The sequence below is a fragment of the Alteromonas sp. MmMcT2-5 genome, from assembly GCF_022348315.1.
GTDB lineage: Bacteria > Pseudomonadota > Gammaproteobacteria > Enterobacterales > Alteromonadaceae > Alteromonas > Alteromonas macleodii.
On sequence record NZ_JAKRFB010000108.1, the window covers coordinates 1 to 3,689 of the forward strand.

The window sequence follows — 3,689 nt, forward strand, 5'->3', positions numbered from 1 at the left end:
CATACCTGGATTACAAAAGTCCAAACCAATATGAAGCTGACATGGCTAACTTAGGAAAAGCTGCTTAACTGGGTTGTGTGAATTTGCTTGACCACGTCAATCAGATAAAAGACATTATAAAGCAAATTGAATATGGCTGGGAGAATGGAGACGGTGCCCCCTTTAAAAAGCACTTTTTCGACTTTAAAGGCGCAAGATACTTTGAATCTGGCGGACAGAATGTAGGGTTAAGTGACTTGATAGAGCATCATGTTGAACCAGAAAAGGATGCCTTAGTTTTCTTAAGTTTAGATTTTTCTAACATTCAAACTCATGTAGAAGATGATTTTGCTTGGACACTCGTTGATACAACCGTTCAAGGAGAGGTTAGGAAGTCTGGAAAAACTTTCAACAAAACGGGGTTTCAAACCTTTCTTTTTAAAAAAGTTAACGGTGAGTGGCTGGTAGTTCACACGCATTCCTCTAGTAGAAATCGTGCAAAAGACTAGCGAAATAAATGTATTGAAAGCTACATTGGTAATATCAACGGTAGCTTTCCAGTTTGCTCAAGATCAGAACCATCTCGGCTATCCTATTGCCAAAATGCCTTACACTTCATATTGGCACGAACTAAGCTTCCCGCCAGCCAATGAACCGTAAGCGTCCGATAATTCCACCTAGCGCTTAGCAAACTGCCATGGTAGCAGTTGCTCGATGTCGACGTCAGGCTTGCTGAGTTCATCAAGGCAAGTCATCACATACTCGAATACGTTCAGGTCGTTGGCTTTAGCCGTTTCGATGATGCTGTAGAGAACAGCGCTGGCGTTGGCGCCCGTGGCCGTTTGGCTAAACAGCCAGTTTTTTCTACCTATGACGAACGGCTTTATCCCGCGCTCAGCGCGATTATTATCGATACTCAATAACCCGCCGAGTGTATAGCGTTCCAGCTTTTTCCATTGGTTTAAGCAGTATTGTATCGCTTCGCCCAACTTGGTTTTGGGTAACACTTGTTGAGCCGATTTCATTAGCCACATATGAAGCTGGCTCAGTAACGGCACACTTTTTTTATCGCACCTCTACCGTTTTATCTTTTAGCTGGGTTTCTAGGCGGTAGAGTTTTTGGATGTGATTGAGTGCCCAATCCGCTTTGCCACTGCCTTTCTTACCTGCGCCTTTTTTGGCTTCCATGAACTTACGGCGTGCATGTGCCCAGCAACCAATGAGTATGGCTTGCGTTTGCTCGTAGCCTTGATAGCCATCCACTTGTAAGTAGCCGCTGTAACCTTTAAGGAAGTCTACGGCGCATTGCCCAGCGCGACTATTGTGATAGTCGTACAGCACGATATTAGGTATCTCTGTCCCCGAGATATTACCGGTAGGTGAGTCAGCGCCACTGGCGTACAACCACATGTAGCTATTCACTTTCTCAGATTCAACGACCTTCAGCGTGGTTTCATCCGCCGCGATAACCGGTTGTTTCAGGATATGTTGATGGAGCTGGTCATAAAGCGGTTTAAATAGCTCAGCGCAGCGGATTATCCAGTCAGCCATGGTTTTACGACTTAATTCGATACCATGCTGTTTGAACATAGACTCTTGTCGATACAGCGGTAACCCATACTGATATTTGCTGGTAATGATTTGGCTTAATAAACTTGGGGTCGCATAACCTTTAGGGATAACGCTGTGAGGTACAGGCGCTTGTTTTACTGTGTTGCTAATACCGTCTTTCTCACAGGTACGACACGCATATTTAGGGCGAACATGCTCAATCACTTTGACCTGAGCAGGAATAAACTGAAGCTTTTCTGACTTATCTTCACCAATGCGATGTAGCTCACCTGCACAACAGCCACAGACTTTTTCTTCGTCGCTAATATCGTGAACGATAACCTCACGAGGTAGGCCTTTGGGTAACGGTTTACGTGTGGGCTTTTTACGCGTGTAGCTTATGGCTTCTTCTTGCGTATCTGATTCAACAGCAAGCGCTTCCGCTTCATTAAACAACTCACCTTGCCCAGGATGACCTTCGGCGCTTTGACCGAACTGTTTATGCTGGGAAATACGAAACTGCTCCTCAAGATATTGATAGCGAGACATCACCTGCGACAACACCTTTTTCAATGTTGCTGGGTCATCAGGTAAGCTTTCGATATCAATATTCATGGTCTTATTATAATGTAATAATGCATTGATTTACCGACATTATTAAGACGATTTCGTGATCGTTAATCGCTACTTATGATCACAGGTTATAAGCCGGATGCATTGTAGTGCAACGGCTGATGGCCTATTACATCGTAGCCTGATAACAGCCACTGTAACTGCTGTTCACTTACATTCAGATGCTGTAAGTTAGCATCGACAGGCCACTTGAACCGATGCTTCTCGAGACGTTTGTACCAAAGCGCAAAGCCCGTTTTATCCCAATAGAGTATTTTGAGCTTATCGCGCTTTTTATTGCAAAACACAAACAGCGCATCACGAAAGGCATTGAGCTCCATGTTCTGTTCGACCACTACAATCAAGCCATTAATCGATTTACGAAAGTCGACGATATCCATGTATAAATAAACGTCGGCAGGCTCAACAAACATCTTCATTCAGCTAGTGCCTTCATCACGGTAGCAAGCCAGTGAGGGCTAACATTCGTTGGCACGCTAAGATGAGCGCTCCCAAGTTGCAGAAGAAGTTCGCCACCGGTCTCATCGGTGTGTGACTCAACCTTTGTTACTTCACGTTTGACGTGAACGAACTTGCTATGAGTACGCTGAAGACGAATATCACGTCGCCTGGTGTAGTAGGTTTGGACATTAATCTGTTGCTGGCGGCAAAACGCCACCGCTGTGAGTCCACTTTGTTTTTGTTGCTCAAATAAATTGAGCCAGTCTTCTACTTCTCTTCGTTGATGATGCGCCATGGTCATTCTCCTTAACAAAGAGAGCACCATGACGTAGAAAACCTATGAATTGAATGTGGGGATTACCGGACGGACACAATGAACCCTTATTATTCGTTTTTGCACAGATTTTTAATCAACATCGAATCCTTAAACACTTGTCCTCCCAACCTACATTTTGTTCCACATACGCTATTCTCAAAAGGTGCAGAGAAATATGAAAATCGTTTATTTTGGAAACGACTTATTCTCGAATTGTTTGTCACTTCTAATTAAAAATAGATTGAACATTGAACGCGTTTTTATAAACGATGTTCAGGAAAATGCGAGCTTCATCAAACGAATTTGTCGTAAATACAATATTGTTTATTCCACTGAAAAACCAAGTATCGTGACTCTTAAAGGATATTTAAATGACGAACAGACAGTCTTTGTTGTAGCCGATTACGGATACAAAGTACCCACAAACGAAATAAAATATGCGATTAATATCCACCCATCTTTACTACCCAAAAGTAGAGGCCCAACCCCACTCACCTACATTATCGACAACCCTGAGAACGCGGGTGTTAGCATTCATAAACTCACTGAGAAACTTGATGCAGGTAGCATCCTAATCCAAGAGAAATTTGAGGTCGAAAACAATGAAACGATTTCATCATTGATGGTCAAGTCTCAGTTACTCGCAGAAACTCTGTTAGAAGAATTACTTAATAACTTTAATGAGCTTTATAATAACGCCACACCTCAATTGGAAAAGCTAGCGTCATTCCAAAGTCTACCTCCAGTAAAAAGAAGGTTTGTAAATTGG

General features: G+C 43.0%; 4 protein-coding genes and 1 pseudogene. 2 read left to right on the plus strand and 3 right to left on the minus strand.

The genetic code is table 11. From position 1 onward, the window contains the following. Positions 1-77: 77 nt before the first annotated feature. Positions 78-488 carry a nuclear transport factor 2 family protein gene (locus tag MHN09_RS20930; RefSeq protein ID WP_239241813.1) on the plus strand — a complete coding sequence of 137 codons (411 nt, stop codon included), beginning with the start codon at positions 78-80 and terminating at the stop codon, positions 486-488. Positions 489-656: 168 nt separating this feature from the next. Here the strand turns inward: MHN09_RS20930 and MHN09_RS20935 are convergent. The 3 genes and pseudogenes from MHN09_RS20935 to MHN09_RS20945 all read right to left on the minus strand — a co-directional run bounded on the left by MHN09_RS20935 (position 657) and on the right by MHN09_RS20945 (position 2,899). Beyond that, positions 657-2,145 (minus strand): annotated as a pseudogene (locus MHN09_RS20935) (IS66 family transposase). Between the two features lie 86 nt (positions 2,146-2,231). Next, on the minus strand, positions 2,232-2,582 hold the full coding sequence (tnpB, locus tag MHN09_RS20940) for an IS66 family insertion sequence element accessory protein TnpB (protein WP_013784480.1): 351 nt from the start codon (positions 2,580-2,582) through the stop codon (positions 2,232-2,234). Then, positions 2,579-2,899 carry a hypothetical protein gene (locus tag MHN09_RS20945; protein WP_013784481.1) on the minus strand — a complete coding sequence of 107 codons (321 nt, stop codon included), beginning with the start codon at positions 2,897-2,899 and terminating at the stop codon, positions 2,579-2,581. The genes tnpB and MHN09_RS20945 overlap by 4 nt, the downstream gene beginning before the upstream one ends. 196 nt (positions 2,900-3,095) lie before the next feature. Here MHN09_RS20945 and MHN09_RS20950 point away from each other — a divergent pair. Then, the coding region (locus tag MHN09_RS20950) for a formyltransferase family protein (RefSeq protein ID WP_239241814.1) at positions 3,096-3,689 on the plus strand (594 nt) is incomplete at its 3' end.

Bases quoted from the DNA above. Each gene is read 5' to 3' on its own strand.
- tnpB (WP_013784480.1), bottom strand. From the start codon at position 2,582: ATGAAGATGTTTGTTGAGCCTGCCGACGTTTATTTATACATGGATATC.
- MHN09_RS20945 (WP_013784481.1), bottom strand. From the start codon at position 2,899: ATGGCGCATCATCAACGAAGAGAAGTAGAAGACTGGCTCAATTTATTT.